Here is a 16,786-nt window from a genome sequence, read left to right as displayed (position 1 = left end):
CAAAGGGAAAGAAGCAATGTCTTATGATGTGATCGTTATCGGAACCGGCCCGGGCGGCTATGTCTGCGCCGTCAAGGCAGCCCAGCTCGGCCTCAAGGTCGCCGTTGTCGAAAAGCGCGCGACCTATGGCGGCACCTGCCTGAACGTCGGCTGCATCCCGTCGAAGGCGCTGCTGCATGCTTCCGAAATGTTCCATCAGGCCGGCCACGGCATGAGCGCGCTCGGCATCGACATTCCGGCGCCGATGCTCAACCTCGCCAATATGATGGCGCACAAGGATGCAACGGTGAAGGCGAATGTCGACGGCGTCGCCTTCCTCTTCAAGAAGAACAAGATCGATGCCTTCCAGGGCACCGGCAAGATCGTCTCGGCCGGCAAGGTTGCCGTCACCGCCGAGGACGGCCGGGTGCAGGAGATCGAAGGCAAGAACATCGTCATCGCCACCGGTTCGGATGTCGCCGGCATTCCCGGCGTGCAGGTCGAGATCGATGAAAAGACCATCATCTCCTCCACCGGTGGCATCGCGCTCGACAAGGTGCCGGAAACGCTGATCGTCGTCGGCGGCGGCGTCATCGGTCTCGAACTCGGCTCGGTCTGGTCGCGTCTCGGCGCCAAGGTCACCGTCGTCGAATATCTCGACACCATTCTCGGCGGCATGGACGGAGAGGTCTCCAAACAGTTCCAGCGCATGCTTGCCAAGCAGGGCATCGATTTCCATCTCGGCGCCAAGGTCACCGGCGTCGAAAAGGGTGAGAAGGGCGCCAAGGTCACCTTCGAGCCGGTCAAGGGCGGCGACGCCGTGACGCTCGACGCCGACGTCGTTCTGATCGCGACCGGCCGCAAGCCTTACACGGAAGGTCTCGGCCTTGAAGAGGCCGGTGTTGCGCTCGACAATCGCGGCCGTGTCGAGATCGACGGTCACTTCAAGACCAATGTCGCCAGCATCTATGCGATCGGCGATGTGGTCAAGGGTCCGATGTTGGCGCACAAGGCGGAAGATGAGGGTGTAGCGCTTGCCGAAATCCTCGCCGGGCAGCATGGCCATGTGAACTACGATGTCATTCCGAGCGTCGTCTACACGCAGCCCGAGATCGCATCGGTCGGCAAGACCGAGGAAGAGCTGAAGGCGGCGGGCATCGCCTATAAGGTCGGCAAGTTCCCGTTCACGGCGAACGGCCGCGCCCGCGCGATGCTGGCGACCGACGGTTTCGTCAAGATCCTCGCCGACAAGGAAACCGACCGCGTGCTCGGCGGCCACATCGTCGGCTTCGGCGCCGGCGAGATGATCCACGAGATTGCCGTGCTGATGGAGTTCGGCGGTTCGTCCGAAGATCTCGGCCGCAGCTGCCACGCGCATCCGACGATGTCGGAAGCGGTCAAGGAAGCTGCGCTCGCGACCTTCTTCAAGCCAATCCACATGTAATCTTACATATTCGTAACAAAGCATTCAGCCGCTTGCCGCGAGGCAGGCGGCTGTTTTAATTGTGGCGGATCGCAGAGTTCGGCATGTGACGAAGGTTAGAAAATGCTACAGCAGTCCGCCAAGGGCTACAGCCTCAGCCAGCGTTTGCTTCATTGGACGGTGGCTCTTTTGATCTTCTTCAACCTGCTGTTTCCCGACGGCATGAACATCTGGCATCGGCTCGTGCGCAGGGGCGAGGTGCCGACACCGGAGCAGATTGCGTCGGCGAACATCCATGCCTATGTCGGCATCGCCATTCTGCTGCTCGCCGTCGTCAGGCTCGGGCTGCGTTTCGTCAACGGCGTGCCGGCCGAGGTCGGGGAAGGGCCGGCGATCTTCCGTCTTGCGGCGAAGCTTGCCCATGCCGGTCTTTACATACTGATCTTCGCCATGCCGCTTACGGGCATCGCCGCCTATTATTTTGGCGTCAATTCCGCCGGTTCATTGCACGCGGAGATCCTGAAGATCATTCTCTGGGCGCTGATTGCGGCGCATGTCGTGGGGGCGCTTGCCCATCAGTTCTATTGGAAAAGCAATGCGCTGCGCCGGATGACGCTCGGCTGAGCGCCTGCCCGGCTCAGTTCACGGCGCTGACGGTGAAGCCCTGCTGGCGCAATCTGCCATTGCGGCCGACGTTTTAGGCGACCTGTTTCAGTTTACGGCAGCCACCGTAAAACCCTGCTTGCGCAACAGTTCGATGACACCGCCTTGACCCGGCAGATGCAGGGCGCCGACGGCCATGAAAACGTTGCCGCCGTCGAGAATCGGGGCGGCGCGCTCGGCCATCACCTTGTTGCGATCGAGGATGACGCGCTGTTCGAAGGCGGCGTAGTCGCCGGCCTGGTCTTCATTCGCCGGCGTCACGGCCTTCAGCATCGGCATCGTCATGCCGATATCGCCGGAGAGGTAGAGATCGGTCATCGTTTCGACGACGTCGCTCATCTTGTCGCCAAGTTCCAGCGTCTCGATCAGCGACTTCATATGGAATTCAACCGGCAGGTCAGCCATGGCCTGAATCTGTTCGGCAAGGGTCTCCAGCCCCTTGACCTGCTTGCCTTCGGCAACGGCGTCGGTGGCAATCTTCTGGTCGAGGAACTGCACGCCCTTGGCCTTGCGGGCGAGTTCGCAAGCCGGAAGCGCGACAGCGCTCGAGATCATCCATGGCCGCATGCGTGAGACGGCGCTGAGCGGGATGCCGCGCTGCTTGAGGCCGGCTTCCAGCCTCTTGTAATCCTCGGCAGACAGCAGCTTGTCGATCGTCGTGCCGTCGGTGAACATCGTCAGCTCCGGCCGCGCCAGCACCGCCGCGGTCGCCTTGCGTTCATCGAGGATCTCGTCGGATTCGATGATAATCGTATTGGCGGCGTCGTGGGCTGCCTGGGCGCGCGGCGGCAGGGCCAGCACGCGCGGATCGGTGACATGCATGCTTCCGAGCAACCATGACGGTGCAAGTCCTGCTTTTTCGATCTTCCAGAAGATGCCCTTGCCGTTCGGCACTGCCTCGGCTTCCCTGACCGCCTCGGCGTAGCGGGCGGGGTCGCTCTGCTGCAGATCATTCATCAGATTGCGGCCGGTGCAGGCACCATCTTCGGCCGACGCCGGCCGTGCCGCCAGGAAGGCGACGAACAGCGCCGCAAGAAGCAGCATGTGGAAGGCTGCAATCAACCAAAGCAGCAGGTTGCCGGATGCTGCGATGAAAGAGGTCCGGCGGCCGATTGATGTCGTCATGATGATGTTCCGGTCACATGCCTTATGCTTCATGCTCTACGCTCGGCTTGCGGATAATCCTTTAAGAGAATGCGTTAACGAAAACTTAGCGCATCCCATTACGTCGTATTCATGGGCGCTGAGCTGCCGATAAGCCGCGTGCCGCCGCCACAAGCATGCCTCAGGCGCGCGGATGGGCTCGATCATACACCTCGAGCAGGCGCGATGCATCGACGCCGGTATAGACCTGCGTCGTCGAAAGGCTGGCATGGCCCAGCAGTTCCTGGATGGTGCGCAGATCGCCGCCGCCGGCAAGCAGGTGGGTGGCGAAGGAGTGGCGAAGCGCATGGGGCGTTGCCGTCTCCGGCAGGCCGAAGGCGCTGCGCAGCTTCTGCATGGCGCGCTGGATGATCGCCGCCTGCAGCTTGCCGCCGCGGGCGCCGCGAAACAGGGGCGCGTCGCTTTCGAGATGATAGGGGCAGAGCGCGCGATATTTCTCGACCGCGTCGAGCACCACGGGCAGCAGCGGCACCAGCCGCGTCTTGTTGCCCTTGCCGGTGATGCGCAGCGTCGCCGCTCCCTGCGGCAAGTCGGCAGGAACGAGATCCAGCGCCTCGGAAATGCGCAGGCCGCAGCCATAGAGCAGCGTCATTACCGCCGCATCGCGCGCGGCGATCCAGGGCTCGTCATGCAGCTGGGCTTCGTTGCTGACGACGGTGATCGCTTGCGTGTCCGACAGCGGCTTGGGAAGCGACTTCGGCTGTTTCGGCGAGCGGATCGCGGCAGCACCGGCGGCATTGACCAGGCCCTTCTTTTCGAGATGGCGCAGCAGCGAGCGAAGACCGGCGAGGTTGCGGCCGAGCGAACGGGCGCCGGAGCCTTGCTTGCGCCTTGCCGCGAGGAAGGCGCGGAAGTCGGCGGGGCGCAATTCCCTGATGTCACCGAGCGTCACCGGACCGGCGAGATGGCCGGTCAGGAAGGTCAGAAACTGGCGGGTGTCGCGCTCATAGGCATCGAGCGTATGCTCGGAAAGACGGCGTTCACGAGCGAGGTTTTCGAGCCACGCGGCGCGTTCCGCCATCAGGCGAGGGTCGGCGATAACAAGCAGTTCATTCACGTCGCTGGCCTTGAATTTGCCTTCAAGTCTGCCAATTTGAAGCAGGAACGGTTATGGAATTGCTAATGCCGGCCAAACCTTTGTCATCCCTAGATCATATTGTACTGCGATAGCTTACAGCCCATAGACAGGATCTTTCATGGCACGGCGCGATTCCATGACGGCTTTCGGACAACTCGCGGAAGCGATCGCTCTCGTTTCACAGGGAAAGCCTGGTCATATCGTCGACACGCTGATTGCCGAACGCGGCCAGAGGATCGTCAAAAATCCGCTCTGGCCGGTCATGCGGCCGTTCCTCTACACGCTGCTGCGCTACAACAAGGCGATCGAATTCGCCAATGCGGTTGCCAAGATGTCGGGTTACCAGTCGTTCGAATATCTGAGCGACGTGCTGAAGCTCGACATCGGCATCGCCAATGGCGAGCGCATTCCCGAGACAGGCGGCTTCCTCCTCGTCAGCAACCATCCGACCGGCATTGCCGACGGTGTCGCCGTATTCGACCTGCTGAAAACGCGCCGGCCTGACATGATGTTCTTTGCCAATCGCGATGCGATCCGCGTCAATCCGCGTTTTGCCGAGATGGTCATCCCGGTCGAGTGGCGGGAGGAGCACAAGAGCAAGCTCAAGGCGCGTGAGACGCTGCAGTTGACGAACCATGCGGTGAGGGAAGGCAAGGCGACGGTGCTCTTTCCATCAGGCCGTATTGCCTATTGGGCGAACGGCCGGCTGAACGAACGCCCATGGAAGACCTCGGCCGTCGGGCTGGCGCGCAAATACAATCTGCCGATCCTTCCCGTCCACATGACGGCGCGCAATTCCGGCCTGTTCTACTGGCTGGCGAAGTGGTCGACGGAACTGCGCGACATGACCGTCTTTCATGAACTGTTGAACAAACGGGGCGACCGTTTCGATTTCGTGATCGGCAATCTCATCCCGGCCGAGCATCTCGACGGCGATCTTAACGAGGTGACGAAGGCGCTGGAGAAACATACGGTGTATGATCTGGCCAGCGACGGCGATCTCACCTTCCTGCCGGTCGGCATGCCGGCCACGGCGATGTCGCGCGAGGTTCCGGTACCTGCCTTCTAGATGCATTGGCATCGCCATGACGATCGATATCCGCATTCTCCGCGATGAATTGCCCGGTCAGATCACGGGGTTTGCGCGCGAAGCTTGGCAGGAAGGCCATTTCCATATTACCCGTCTTGTCGATGACTGGTCGGCTGGCGACATCAGGTTTGCGCGTGAGGGCGAAAGGCTGCTTGGTGCCTTTATGGATGAGGCACTCGTGGGTATCGGGGGCATGATCGTCGAACCTTCCGTCCCGGCAGCCATGCGGATGCGGCGCTTCTACGTGCGTCCGGAGATGCGCGGTCGCGGTGTCGGCCACATGATGGCGCTGGCTTTATTGGAGCATGCACGGCGATTCAGCAGTTTCGTGACCGTCCGTGCGGGAAACGACGGCGCAGCGAAATTCTGGGAATCGCTCGGATTTCAGCCCGTCGGGCAGGATGGCTACAGCCACGTTCTTGAGCTGCATGGACTCGGTCGAAATGGCCTGGGCTCAGATGACAAGGTCAGATAGCGAGGCGAAGTCGCCGCCACATCATTGGTAGTCCTCGGCAATCATGCTTGCCGCCTTCGATCCGATCGCCATCGCCGGTGCATTGGTGTTGCCTGACGGGATAAAGGGAATGATCGAGCAATCGATCACCCTCAGCCCGTCGACGCCGCGCACCCGCAGCCGGTCGTTGACCACCGACATGGGATCGATCGCCGGGCCCATCCTCAGGCTGCCGGAAGGATGGTAGTTCGTCTTGACGGTCTGGCCGGCGAATTTTACCAGCGACGCCTCGTCCTGAAGCGATCGTCCCGGCAGGATCTCCTCGGCGATCTTGCTCTTGAAAGGCTCCGTCTCAAGGAGCCGGCGTGCGGTCTTCAGCGAGGCGAGCGTCAAGCGGAGGTCGTCGGGATGGCCGAAGAAATTGCAATCGACCAGCGGCTGTTCACCAGGGTTGGCAGAGCGCAGCCTGACGCTGCCGCGCGCCTTCGGCCGCAACAGGCAGGAGGTGAAGGTCACCCCGTAGGTCGGCTTTGCCGACGAAACGTCGCGGTCGAGATAGACGATCGGCGCGCAATACAGCTGGATGGTCGGACGGTCGCCGCCATCGGGATCATAGAAGAGGCAGGATTCGATGCCCGTCGTGGTGACGGGGCCGGAATTGAACAACAGATATTGCAGGCCGTTGCGGATCATCGGCCAGCCGCGATCCTGGCCGAAATAGCCGGATTTCGATTTCGTCGAGGCGATGACCGGAACCTCGTGGTGGTCCTGGAGATTGGCGCCGACACCGGGAAGATCGGCGGCAACGGCGATGCCGTGTTCGCGAAGATGGTCGGCCGGACCGATGCCGGACAGCATCATCAGCTTGGCGCTGTTGTAGGTACCGGACGCGACGAGTACCTCGCGTCCGGCAAGGGCTCTGCGGCTTTCGCCGTTGCTGGTATAGATGACGCCGATGGCCCGCCCGTTTTCGATCAGAATGCGATCGACCCGCGCCTGCGTGACGATCTCCAGCCTGGTGTCGCCTGCAAGAGGATCGAGAAACGCCTTTTTGGCATCGGATCGCTCAATGCGCCGGCCCCACGGCGCGAAAGTATGCTGCATGATGCCGACGCCGTTCTGCCGCGCGCCGTTGAAGTCGGGATTGTAGGGATGGCCAAGCCCCTGCGCCGCCAGGATGAAATCCTCCGTCGTATCGGAGATGTGGCGCGGTTCTGAAACACGCAGATTGCCTGATATGCCGTGGTAGCGGTTGTTGAAGCGGCTATTGGCCTCGAGGTCTTTGAAATGCGGCAGCATGTCTTCGTAGGACCATTCGTCTACATTGCCGAGATGGGCGGCCCAGCCGTCATAATCCTCCTTCTGGCCGCGCATGTAGACCATGGCGTTGACGGCGCTGCCGCCGCCGAGAGCCTTTGCAACGGGCACGATCGGTCCGCGCCCGCCGAGCTGGGGTTGCGGGACGGTATGGTGCATTTCGAGAAAATCGTCGCGGGCGAGATATTTCATATAGCCGGCGGGAAAGGACATCAGCCGTGCCGTGTCGCGTGGTCCGCGCTCGATGACGAGCACCGAAAAGCCGAAGTCGCGCACCAGCCGCATGGCGGCAACGCAGGCCGCCGATCCGCCGCCAGCTATGATGAAGTCGAAACTCCTGTCCCAAGTCATGCGTCGATCTCCTTGAGACGAATGGCCTGACGGGCCAAAAGCCGCTCGATGTCGGCGATGTCGAGCGCCGAAAGCCTCGCGCCCGGCTTGCGCAGGGTCGCGGAATTGATGACGCCGCGCTTGGCAAGGACATATTTGCGGCAGGCGAGACCGATGCCCTGCTGCTGTTCATAGCGGGCGAGCGGCAGATAGGCATCGAATATCTCGTGGGCGCGATCGGGATTTCCGGCGGCATAGGCTTCGACGACGCCGACCATCATTTCCGGATAACAAAAGCCAGTCATGGCGCCATCGGCGCCGCGGCCCATTTCCTCGGGCAGGAAAAGCCCGCCATTGCCGCAGAGGATGGAGATGCGCCGCATGTCGCCCCTGTCGCTAGCGGCGCGAAGGGCGGTGATTTTCGACAGGCCCGGCCAATCCTCATGCTTGAGCATGACGCAGCTCGGCACCTCCTTGACGATGCGCTCGATGACGGCGGGCGCGATTGTCACATTTGTGGTAAGGGGATAGTCCTGCAGCACGAAGGGCGTGTCGCCCAGGGCTTCACCGACCGACTGGTAGAAGGCGAAAACCTGGTCGTCGGTCTTGACGGTCCACGGCGGCGCAACCATGACGCCGGCAGCGCCCTCTCCCATGACGGCTTCGGCAAGCTCGCGCATCGGAGCAAGTCCGGGCGCCGACACGCCGACCACCACCGGCAGACGCCCGTCAAGGCGCTGCAACACGCGTTCGACGACGGCGCGCGATTCTTCGGCGGTCAGCTTCGGGGCCTCGCCGAGTTGGCCAAGCACCGTCAGGCCGGTGGCGCCGGCGCCTTCGTAGAAATCGACCATGCTGTCGATGCTTTCGAGATCAAGCGCGCCGTCATCGGCAAAGGGCGTTACGGCGATCAAATAGACGCCCTTCGCATCCGCGGTCAGTCTGGCCATTCCTGCTCTCCGATTCAGCGGTCGAACGCATCTTCAGGCAATCTATGCGGCCAATCGCTTACTGGGCAACCATTTCGTGAGGGCGCCGCCAAACTCGGCAAAGCGTCGTCATCCGCATTCCCGACCGATGCAGCGCCCTCGTCTTTGCGGTTCCAATTCCGTCGATTTGCGGGCATGGTCTCGCCCGATGAGCACAGATTCGTCCGATCTTTTTGGCGCACTGTTCGAAGCACCGCCCCTGAACCGAACGGTTCCGGTGCTGGTACCGATGCCGGCGCCGAAACCCTATTCCTATTCGGTGCCCGATGACATGGCGGTCGAGCCCGGCTCGGTCGTGCAGGTGCCGCTTGGGCCGCGACAGGTGATCGGCGTCGTCTGGGACGGCGGCGAGGATGGCATCGATCCGAAGAAGCTCCGTCCGATCAGCCATGTCTTCGACTGCCCGCCGCTTTCCAGGGAGATGCGGGATTTCATCGACTGGGTGGCGAGCTATACGCTCTCGCCGCCCGGGCTCGTCGCACGCATGGCGCTGAGGGCGCCGAACGCCTTCGAGCCCGAGCCGATGGTCGAGGGGCTGAAGTTCGTCGGCGGCGAACCGGAGCGGCTGACACCGGCGCGTGCGCGCGTGCTCGAGACCGCGTCCGACGGCTTGTCCTGGACGCGCAGCGGCCTGGCGCATGCGGCGGGCGTTTCGACCAGCGTCGTCGATGGGCTGGTCACGCTCGGCATCTTCGAGACGATATTCCTGCCGCCGCCGCCGGTCGTGGCGATGCCCGATCCCGATTTTGCTGCCGCACGTCTCGAAGGGCCGCAGAAAGAGGCGGCTGCGGAGATCGTCTCCGACGTTCGCAAGGGCGAATTTTGCGTATCGCTGATCGACGGTGTCACCGGCTCCGGCAAGACCGAAGTCTATTTCGAAGCGATCGCCGAGACGCTAAAACGGGGCAGGCAGGTCCTGATCCTGCTGCCGGAGATCGCGCTGACCGCCAGTTTCATGGAACGTTTCCAGGATCGCTTCGGGGCAAAACCCGCCGAATGGCATTCCGACCTCGCCCCGCGCATGCGCGAAAAAGTCTGGCGCCAGGCAGTGACCGGCGAAGTGCGCGTCGTGGCCGGCGCCCGTTCGGCGCTTTTCCTGCCTTTCGAGGATCTCGGGCTCATCATCGTCGACGAGGAGCACGATCCTGCTTACAAGCAGGAAGATCGCGTCTTCTACAATGCCCGCGACATGGCCGTTGTGCGCGGCCGCATCGGCGATTTTCCCGTCATCCTGGTCTCGGCGACGCCGTCGGTGGAAAGCCAGGTCAACGGCCAGAACGGCCGCTACAGCACCGTCCATCTGCCGACTCGTTTCGGCGATGCGGCGCTTCCGGACCTGCATCTCATCGATATGCGCAGGCACGCGCCGGAGCGCGGCGGCTTCCTGTCGCCAGTGCTGATCCGGGCGATCGGCAAGACGGTGGAGCGGCGCGAACAGGCGCTGCTCTTTCTCAACCGGCGTGGTTATGCGCCGCTGACGCTCTGCCGGGTCTGCGGTCACCGCTTCCAATGCCCGCAATGTTCGAGCTGGCTGGTCGAGCATCGTTTCCGCAAGCAGTTGCAGTGCCATCAATGCGGGCACGCCGAGCGCACGCCGGAAGCATGCCCGGAATGTGGCACGCTCGACCATCTCGTCGCCTGCGGGCCTGGCGTCGAACGCATTGCCGAAGAGGTGGAGCGGCATTTCCCGGAGGCGCGGACGATCGTTCTGTCCTCGGATATCATGGGCGGCGTGAAGCGGCTGCGGCTGGAGCTCGATGCCATTGCCAGGGGCGAGGCCGATATCGTCATCGGCACCCAGCTCGTCGCCAAGGGCCATAATTTTCCGCTGATGACGCTGGTCGGCATCATCGACGCCGATCTCGGCCTCGCCAATGGCGATCCGCGTGCGGCCGAGCGCACCTTCCAGCTTCTGTCGCAGGTGACCGGCCGGGCCGGGCGCACAGGGCTCAAGAGCCATGGGCTGCTGCAGACCTACCAGCCGCAGCATCCCGTGATGCAGGCGATTGTATCAGGCGATTCCGATGCCTTTTACGAGCGCGAGATCACCGAGCGCGAACGCGCTGCACTACCGCCCTTCGGCCGGCTGGCTTCGATCATCGTATCGGCAGAAACCCGCCACGACGCCGAAAACCATGCGCGCGGCATGCGCAACGCCGCACCCCAGGTGTCCGGCATCTCGGTGCTCGGCCCGGCGGAGGCGCCGCTGGCGCTGGTGCGCGGCCGCCACCGCTTCCGGCTTCTGGTGCACGGACGACGCAACTCCGACATGCAGGGCTTCCTGCGGGCGATGCTGTCGCAATCGCCGAAGGAGCGCGGATCGGTGCAGGTGCAGCTCGATATCGATCCGCAAAGCTTTCTGTAGATCGTTCCGCACGCTGCGTTTCCGGATGCGGCCGATCATGGCATAAACGCAGAATCAGCGGATGATTTGGGGTCGAGGCATGGAATTTGAGTTTCCGACGGAATTTGGTGAGCAGCTTGCCTTCGGCGCAGCCGCCTTCACGGCCATCGCCGGCTTCGTCATCATGTTTGCGCCCGGTCTTGCGATGAGGATCTTCGGCCTGGCGCCGAGCGGCGAGCGGCGTGAAGGTTTCAGCGAGGTCCGATCGACAGGTGGCTTCTATCTCGGTTTTGGTCTCGGTTCCGTCGTGCTGGCGCAGCCGCTGATTTATACGGCATTCGGCGCAGCGTTCGCCATGGCCGCGTTCGCCCGCATCGTCTCCATTCTGTCAGATAAGGGGAGTACTTATCTCAACTATTTACTTCTGGTTGTGCAAACAGTTATCGCGGCACTGCCGCTGCTGTATGTTTTCGGCTTCTTCCAAACATGATTTTCGCCGCCGGCGGCGGCTTGCGCGGCCCGCTTTCAGGCCATTGCGCAATTTTGCGAACAGAAATTCATGCGAAAGGCGTATTCGGGCATTACGCGTGTTGCGAGTCCGAACATCCTATGTTAGACGGACCCCGAATTTCGGAAGAAGCAAGAGGCTTCTCTTGTGATTTCTGGGGGAAATCAAAACGAATTCAAGATCATAGGTTCGGCGCCCGCCGAGAGCCGGATTTTGGATTGAAATCAGGGAAATTTGTGCCAGTGGCAGACACGTCCCAGCTTACTTCTGGTGTTGCCGAGCGCTATGCTTCGTCGCTTTTCGAGCTGGCGCTCGAGCACGGCGCCGTCGACAGCGTAACCGCCGATCTTGACCGTTTCCAGGCGATGCTGGATGAGAGCGCCGAACTGAAGCGCTTCGTCGCAAGTCCGGTTTTCTCCGCTGAAGATCAGCTGAAGGCGATTGTCGCCATCAGCGAGCGAGCCGGCATCAGCGGCTTCTTCGCCAATTTTCTGAAGGTCGTGGCGCGCAACCGCCGCCTGTTTGCCCTGCCGGGGATGATCAGGGCCTTCCGCCTCATCGCCGCGAATCATCGCGGTGAAATCTCCGCCGAGGTCACCTCGGCGCATGCGCTCTCCCAGGCGCAGGAAACCGAATTGAAGGCGGCACTCAAGAGCGTCACCGGCAAAGACGTGACGATGGCCGTCACGGTTGATCCGTCAATTCTTGGTGGTCTGATCGTGAAGGTCGGGTCCCGTCAGATTGATACGTCTCTTCGTACCAAACTCTCTACCCTTAAGCTCGCATTGAAAGAGGTTGGCTGATGGATATCCGCGCCGCGGAAATTTCCGCAATTCTCAAAGACCAGATCAAAAATTTCGGCAAAGAGGCGGAAGTCTCGGAAGTCGGCCAGGTTCTCTCCGTCGGTGACGGTATCGCTCGCGTTTACGGGCTGGACAATGTCCAGGCCGGTGAAATGGTCGAGTTCCCCGGCGGCATCCGCGGCATGGCCCTGAACCTTGAATCCGATAACGTCGGCGTCGTTATTTTCGGCAACGACCGCGACATCAAGGAAGGCGACACCGTCAAGCGGACTGGTGCCATCGTCGACGTTCCCGTTGGTCCCGAACTGCTCGGCCGTGTCGTCGACGCGCTCGGCAACCCGATCGACGGCAAAGGCCCGATCAATGCGACGCGCCGTTCGCGCGTCGACATCAAGGCTCCCGGCATCATCCCGCGCAAGTCGGTCCATGAGCCGATGTCGACCGGCCTCAAGGCCATCGATGCGCTGATCCCGGTCGGCCGCGGCCAGCGCGAACTCGTCATCGGCGACCGCCAGACCGGCAAGACCGCCATCCTTCTCGATGCCTTCCTCAACCAGAAGGCCATTCACGACAATGGTCCGGAGGGCGAAAAGCTTTACTGCGTTTACGTCGCTATCGGCCAGAAGCGTTCGACCGTCGCCCAGTTCGTCAAGGTGCTCGAAGAGCGCGGCGCGCTGAAATACTCGATCATCGTCGCCGCCACCGCTTCCGATCCGGCGCCGATGCAGTACCTGGCCCCGTTTGCCGGCTGCGCCATGGGCGAATATTTCCGCGACAACGGCATGCATGCGCTGATTGGATACGACGACCTGTCGAAGCAGGCCGTGTCCTACCGCCAGATGTCGCTGTTGCTGCGTCGCCCGCCGGGCCGCGAAGCCTATCCGGGCGATGTTTTCTATCTGCACTCTCGCCTGCTCGAGCGCGCTGCGAAGATGAACGACGACATGGGTGCCGGTTCGCTGACCGCTCTTCCTGTTATCGAAACGCAGGGCAACGACGTTTCGGCCTTCATTCCGACCAACGTGATCTCGATTACCGACGGCCAGATCTTCCTTGAAACCGACCTGTTCTACCAGGGTATCCGTCCTGCCGTGAACGTCGGTCTGTCGGTTTCCCGCGTCGGTTCTTCGGCTCAGATCAAGGCGATGAAGCAGGTCGCAGGCTCGATCAAGGGCGAGCTCGCCCAGTACCGCGAAATGGCCGCCTTCGCCCAGTTCGGTTCGGATCTTGACGCTGCGACGCAGCGCCTGCTGAACCGTGGCGCTCGCCTGACCGAACTCCTGAAGCAGCCGCAGTTCTCGCCGCTGAAGACGGAAGAGCAGGTCGCTGTGATCTTCGCAGGCGTCAACGGTTACCTCGACAAGCTGCCGGTCGCATCGGTCGGCAAGTTCGAACAGGGCCTGTTGTCCTATCTGCGTTCGGAAGGCTCCGCCATCCTCGACGCAATCCGCACGGAAAAGGCTATCAGCGACGACACCAGGGGCAAGCTCACCGCTGCTCTCGACAACTTCGCCAAGTCTTTCCAGTAATCGGGCCAGGTTAGGACGGATAACGGATGCCTTCACTTAAGGATCTGAAAAACCGGATCGCCTCCGTCAAGGCGACGCAGAAGATCACCAAGGCGATGAAGATGGTCGCCGCGGCGAAGCTTCGGCGTGCGCAGGAGGCGGCCGAGGCCGCCCGGCCTTACTCGCAGCGTATGAACGCGGTCCTGGCGAATATCGCCAAGGCCGTTACCGATGCGGACGGGGCGCCGGTCTTGATGACCGGCACCGGCGAGGACCAGGTGCACCTGCTCGTGGTCTGCACGGCCGAACGCGGCCTGTGCGGCGGTTTCAACTCGCAGATTGCCCGCTTCGCTCGCGACCATGTCCGCAAATTGGTCGCCGAAGGCAAGACGGTGAAGATCTTCACCATCGGCAAGAAGGGTTATGACATTCTGCGCCGCGAATTCGCGTCACTGATTGTCGAGCGCAAGGAATTGCGCGAGGTCAAGAAGATCGGTTTCGAGAATGCCGACCAGATCGGCAAGCGCATCATCGAGATGTTCGAGGCCGGCGAATTCGACGTCTGCACGCTGTTCTATTCCGAGTTCAAGTCGGTGATCAGCCAGGTTCCGACCGCGCAGCAGCTCATCCCCGCCAAGGCCCCGGAAGCCGTCGTCGAGGATGAGGAGCATGCTGGCGCCGTCTACGAATACGAGCCGGATCCGGCGTCGATCCTCGACGATCTGATCCCGCGCAACATCTCGGTCCAGATCTTCCGCGCTCTTCTCGAGAATGTCGCGGGCGAAATGGGCGCCAAGATGAGCGCCATGGACAATGCGACGCGCAATGCTGGTGAGATGATCAATAAGCTGACACTGAGCTACAACCGCCAGCGTCAGGCGCAGATCACCAAGGAACTGATTGAAATCATTTCGGGCGCGGAAGCGCTCTGAGTTAGGAAAAGAGGGTAAGAAAATGGCTGAGGCAGCTACCCGCTCTGTCGGCAAAGTCACCCAGGTTATCGGCGCCGTCGTGGACGTCGCTTTCGAAGGCGAACTGCCGGCGATCCTGAACGCGCTCGAAACCGATAACAACGGCAACCGCCTTGTTCTCGAAGTCGCTCAGCATCTGGGCGAAAACGAAGTCCGCACCATCGCCATGGACTCGAGCGAGGGTCTCGTCCGCGGCCAGCAGGTCGTCGATACCGGCGCCCCGATCTCGGTTCCGGTCGGCGATGAGACGCTTGGCCGCATCATGAACGTCATCGGCGAACCGGTCGACGAAGCGGGCCCTCTCAACACTGCCCACAAGCGCGCCATCCACCAGGACGCGCCGGCTTACGTCGAGCAGTCGACGGAAGCGCAGATCCTCGTTACCGGCATCAAGGTCGTCGACCTTCTCGCCCCTTACGCAAAGGGCGGCAAGATCGGCCTGTTCGGCGGCGCCGGCGTCGGCAAGACGGTTCTCATCATGGAACTGATCAACAACGTCGCCAAGGCGCACGGTGGTTACTCGGTCTTCGCAGGCGTGGGTGAGCGTACCCGCGAAGGCAACGACCTCTACCACGAAATGATCGAATCAGGCGTCAACAAGCATGGCGGAGGCGAGGGCTCGAAGGCTGCGCTCGTTTACGGCCAGATGAACGAACCGCCGGGCGCGCGTGCTCGCGTCGCGCTGACCGGTCTGACCGTCGCAGAACATTTCCGCGACCAGGGCCAGGACGTTCTGTTCTTCGTCGACAACATCTTCCGTTTCACGCAGGCGGGTTCCGAAGTGTCGGCTCTGCTCGGCCGTATTCCTTCGGCCGTAGGTTATCAGCCGACGCTCGCAACCGACATGGGTCAGATGCAGGAACGCATCACCACGACGACCACGGGCTCGATCACCTCGGTCCAGGCCATCTACGTTCCGGCCGACGACTTGACCGACCCGGCGCCGGCGACCTCGTTCGCCCACCTTGACGCAACGACGGTTCTGTCGCGTTCGATTGCTGAAAAGGGCATCTACCCGGCCGTCGACCCGCTCGACTCCACCTCGCGCATGCTCGATCCGTTGGTCGTCGGCGAAGAGCATTACGAAGTCGCCCGTAAGGTCCAGTCGACGCTGCAGCGATACAAGGCCCTGCAGGACATCATCGCCATTCTGGGCATGGATGAACTGTCCGAAGAAGACAAGGTTGCCGTCGCGCGCGCCCGCAAGATCGAGCGCTTCCTGTCGCAGCCGTTCTTCGTTGCCGAAGTCTTCACCGGCTCGCCGGGCAAGCTGGTTGCTCTCGAAGACACGATCAAGGGCTTCAAGGGCCTCGTTAACGGCGAATACGACAATCTGCCGGAAGCCGCCTTCTACATGGTCGGCTCGATCGATGAAGCCGTCGAGAAGGCCAAGAAGCTCGCCGCCGCTTGATGAGCGACGCTCAGGACGAGATATTCTGCTGCGACTCTCTCAAGGGAGTCGTGGCGGAGCTGCCAGAGCCGGCCGCGCCGACCGTCTACCGCGCCGATAACGGCGTGACGATGATGGTTGTCGGGCTGGTTCGGACCGAGGAAGGCCTCGGATATCTCGATCAGGCGATACTGCACTGCCCGTTCTGCGGGACCAAATTGCAAGCTGCAAAGCCATAGCCGAGAAGGTAAGTCACTGATGGCTGACAATTTCAACTTTGAGCTCGTTTCGCCGGAGCGTCTGCTGCTGTCGGAGATGGTGACCGAAGTCGTCATTCCCGCAACCGAAGGCGAGATGACGGTTATGGCGCATCATGCGCCGACCATGACAACGATCAAGCCGGGTATCGTGAGCGTCCGCTCCGGCTCCGGCAGAAAGCAGGACTATGTGGTGTTCGGTGGTTTTGCCGATATCCTTCCGACAGGCTGCACATTGCTTGCCGAGTCTGCCGTTCCGGTTGAAGAGCTCAACAAGGATGAACTGACCCGCCGCATCGAAGCTGCCAAGAAGGAACTCGAGGATGCCGTGCATCACGAGCACAAATCGAAGCTTGAGCACTTCATCCTGGAACTGACTCATCTGCGTGGTGTCGTCGAGCAGGACTGATGGCGGCGACAGCATCAATGAAAGGCGGCCTTCGAGGCCGCTTTCTTGTTTCTGCCGGTTTCCCGATTGCGAACCCAGCGTTGTCGAGCGGCTTGAAAGCGAAGGGCCG

Annotated in this window: 15 protein-coding genes and 1 pseudogene; 12 read left to right on the top strand and 4 right to left on the bottom strand. The window is 61.8% G+C overall.

Annotated elements, in window-relative coordinates; all coding sequences use genetic code 11:
* Positions 1–16 precede the first annotated feature (16 nt).
* Entirely contained in the window at positions 17–1,423 is a 1,407-nt protein-coding gene (gene lpdA, locus J2J99_RS20590) for a dihydrolipoyl dehydrogenase (protein WP_168296602.1), read from the top strand.
* 102 nt (positions 1,424–1,525) lie between these two features.
* The gene (locus tag J2J99_RS20585; RefSeq protein ID WP_168296603.1) at positions 1,526–2,026 is read left to right on the top strand and encodes a cytochrome b; all 501 of its coding nucleotides are present in this window, start codon (positions 1,526–1,528) and stop codon (positions 2,024–2,026) included.
* An 87-nt stretch (positions 2,027–2,113) separates the two neighbouring features.
* Here J2J99_RS20585 and J2J99_RS20580 read toward each other — a convergent pair whose 3' ends face one another.
* Positions 2,114–3,190, bottom strand: coding sequence for a TraB/GumN family protein (locus J2J99_RS20580; protein WP_168296604.1), 1,077 nt, complete (start codon positions 3,188–3,190; stop codon positions 2,114–2,116).
* Positions 3,191–3,350: 160 nt separating this feature from the next.
* Complete coding sequence (locus J2J99_RS20575) at positions 3,351–4,286, bottom strand: tyrosine recombinase XerC (RefSeq protein ID WP_168296605.1); 936 nt, start codon at positions 4,284–4,286, stop codon at positions 3,351–3,353.
* A gap of 139 nt (positions 4,287–4,425) precedes the next feature.
* Here J2J99_RS20575 and J2J99_RS20570 point away from each other — a divergent pair, with 139 nt between their 5' ends.
* Complete coding sequence (locus J2J99_RS20570) at positions 4,426–5,376, top strand: GNAT family N-acetyltransferase (protein WP_168296606.1); 951 nt, start codon at positions 4,426–4,428, stop codon at positions 5,374–5,376.
* A gap of 16 nt (positions 5,377–5,392) precedes the next feature.
* Positions 5,393–5,872, top strand: coding sequence for a GNAT family N-acetyltransferase (locus J2J99_RS20565; protein WP_168296607.1), 480 nt, complete (start codon positions 5,393–5,395; stop codon positions 5,870–5,872).
* A gap of 21 nt (positions 5,873–5,893) precedes the next feature.
* On the opposite strand, the gene J2J99_RS20560 is transcribed toward J2J99_RS20565, so the two are convergent.
* Both J2J99_RS20560 and J2J99_RS20555 read right to left on the bottom strand, forming a co-directional pair.
* A complete protein-coding gene (locus J2J99_RS20560; protein WP_168296608.1) occupies positions 5,894–7,519 on the bottom strand; it encodes a GMC family oxidoreductase in 1,626 nt (541 codons plus the stop codon).
* On the bottom strand, positions 7,516–8,448 hold the full coding sequence (locus tag J2J99_RS20555) for a dihydrodipicolinate synthase family protein (protein ID WP_168296609.1): 933 nt from the start codon (positions 8,446–8,448) through the stop codon (positions 7,516–7,518). The genes J2J99_RS20560 and J2J99_RS20555 overlap by 4 nt, the downstream gene beginning before the upstream one ends.
* Positions 8,449–8,635: 187 nt before the next feature.
* Here J2J99_RS20555 and J2J99_RS20550 point away from each other — a divergent pair, with 187 nt between their 5' ends.
* The 8 genes and pseudogenes from J2J99_RS20550 (at position 8,636) to J2J99_RS20515 (ending at position 16,677) form a co-directional block, all read left to right on the top strand.
* The gene (locus J2J99_RS20550; protein WP_168296610.1) at positions 8,636–10,852 is read left to right on the top strand and encodes a primosomal protein N'; all 2,217 of its coding nucleotides are present in this window, start codon (positions 8,636–8,638) and stop codon (positions 10,850–10,852) included.
* Positions 10,853–10,931: 79 nt separating this feature from the next.
* Complete coding sequence (locus tag J2J99_RS20545) at positions 10,932–11,321, top strand: AGROH133_08824 family phage infection protein (RefSeq protein WP_168296611.1); 390 nt, start codon at positions 10,932–10,934, stop codon at positions 11,319–11,321.
* Between the two features lie 254 nt (positions 11,322–11,575).
* On the top strand, positions 11,576–12,142 hold the full coding sequence (locus J2J99_RS20540; RefSeq protein WP_207600973.1) for a F0F1 ATP synthase subunit delta: 567 nt from the start codon (positions 11,576–11,578) through the stop codon (positions 12,140–12,142).
* A complete protein-coding gene (gene atpA / locus J2J99_RS20535; protein WP_168296612.1) occupies positions 12,142–13,671 on the top strand; it encodes a F0F1 ATP synthase subunit alpha in 1,530 nt (509 codons plus the stop codon). Before J2J99_RS20540 ends, atpA begins: the two co-directional genes overlap by 1 nt.
* A gap of 26 nt (positions 13,672–13,697) precedes the next feature.
* Positions 13,698–14,582: a F0F1 ATP synthase subunit gamma gene (locus J2J99_RS20530; RefSeq protein ID WP_168296613.1), complete on the top strand. Its 885-nt coding sequence runs from the start codon at positions 13,698–13,700 to the stop codon at positions 14,580–14,582.
* Positions 14,583–14,604: 22 nt separating this feature from the next.
* Complete coding sequence (atpD, locus tag J2J99_RS20525; protein ID WP_168296614.1) at positions 14,605–16,032, top strand: F0F1 ATP synthase subunit beta; 1,428 nt, start codon at positions 14,605–14,607, stop codon at positions 16,030–16,032.
* Positions 16,032–16,270, top strand: a pseudogene (locus J2J99_RS20520) (hypothetical protein). The gene atpD and the pseudogene J2J99_RS20520 overlap by 1 nt, the downstream one beginning before the upstream one ends.
* On the top strand, positions 16,270–16,677 hold the full coding sequence (locus J2J99_RS20515) for a F0F1 ATP synthase subunit epsilon (RefSeq protein ID WP_168296615.1): 408 nt from the start codon (positions 16,270–16,272) through the stop codon (positions 16,675–16,677). Before J2J99_RS20520 ends, J2J99_RS20515 begins: the two are co-directional and overlap by 1 nt.
* Positions 16,678–16,786: the final 109 nt, after the last annotated feature.

This window comes from Rhizobium binae (assembly GCF_017357225.1).
GTDB lineage: Bacteria > Pseudomonadota > Alphaproteobacteria > Rhizobiales > Rhizobiaceae > Rhizobium > Rhizobium binae.
Note: the sequence above shows the minus strand (reverse complement) of the source record. Positions and strands in the feature narration are given on the sequence as shown.